The organism is Acinetobacter sp. YH12108, from assembly GCF_013419055.1.
GTDB lineage: Bacteria > Pseudomonadota > Gammaproteobacteria > Pseudomonadales > Moraxellaceae > Acinetobacter.
The window spans coordinates 1-1,245 of sequence record NZ_VPAW01000062.1 but is presented as its reverse complement, the minus strand read 5'-3'; the positions used below and the strand labels follow the sequence as shown (position 1 = coordinate 1,245).

The following is a 1,245-nucleotide window of genomic DNA, read 5'->3' as shown; positions in this document are numbered from 1 at the left end:
GGGATAAGTGGACGTTACTCGCAGAATAAGCACCGGCTAACTCTGTGCCAGCAGCCGCGGTAATACAGAGGGTGCAAGCGTTAATCGGATTTACTGGGCGTAAAGCGCGCGTAGGTGGCTAATTAAGTCAAATGTGAAATCCCCGAGCTTAACTTGGGAATTGCATTCGATACTGGTTAGCTAGAGTATGGGAGAGGATGGTAGAATTCCAGGTGTAGCGGTGAAATGCGTAGAGATCTGGAGGAATACCGATGGCGAAGGCAGCCATCTGGCCTAATACTGACACTGAGGTGCGAAAGCATGGGGAGCAAACAGGATTAGATACCCTGGTAGTCCATGCCGTAAACGATGTCTACTAGCCGTTGGGGCCCTTGAGGCTTTAGTGGCGCAGCTAACGCGATAAGTAGACCGCCTGGGGAGTACGGTCGCAAGACTAAAACTCAAATGAATTGACGGGGGCCCGCACAAGCGGTGGAGCATGTGGTTTAATTCGATGCAACGCGAAGAACCTTACCTGGCCTTGACATACAGAGAACTTTCCAGAGATGGATTGGTGCCTTCGGGAACTCTGATACAGGTGCTGCATGGCTGTCGTCAGCTCGTGTCGTGAGATGTTGGGTTAAGTCCCGCAACGAGCGCAACCCTTTTCCTTATTTGCCAGCACTTCGGGTGGGAACTTTAAGGATACTGCCAGTGACAAACTGGAGGAAGGCGGGGACGACGTCAAGTCATCATGGCCCTTACGGCCAGGGCTACACACGTGCTACAATGGTCGGTACAAAGGGTTGCTACTGCGCGAGCAGATGCTAATCTCAAAAAGCCGATCGTAGTCCGGATCGCAGTCTGCAACTCGACTGCGTGAAGTCGGAATCGCTAGTAATCGCGGATCAGAATGCCGCGGTGAATACGTTCCCGGGCCTTGTACACACCGCCCGTCACACCATGGGAGTTTGTTGCACCAGAAGTAGGTAGTCTAACCTTAGGGAGGACGCTTACCACGGTGTGGCCGATGACTGGGGTGAAGTCGTAACAAGGTAGCCGTAGGGGAACCTGCGGCTGGATCACCTCCTTAACGAAAGATTGACGATTGGTAAGAATCCACAACAAGTTGTTCTTCATGACGATGTATCTGAGGGTCTGTAGCTCAGTTGGTTAGAGCACACGCTTGATAAGCGTGGGGTCACAAGTTCAAGTCTTGTCAGACCCACCATCTGCCAGAAAACAGAAAATCAGAACATTGACTTA

At 51.7% G+C, this 1,245-nt stretch carries 1 tRNA gene and 1 rRNA gene; both read left to right on the top strand.

Going from position 1 to position 1,245, the window contains the following annotated elements:
* Positions 1-1,072 (top strand): 16S ribosomal RNA (locus FTU46_RS16610); the annotation flags it as partial.
* Positions 1,073-1,133: 61 nt separating this feature from the next.
* Positions 1,134-1,210 (top strand) — tRNA-Ile (locus FTU46_RS16605).
* Positions 1,211-1,245: the final 35 nt, after the last annotated feature.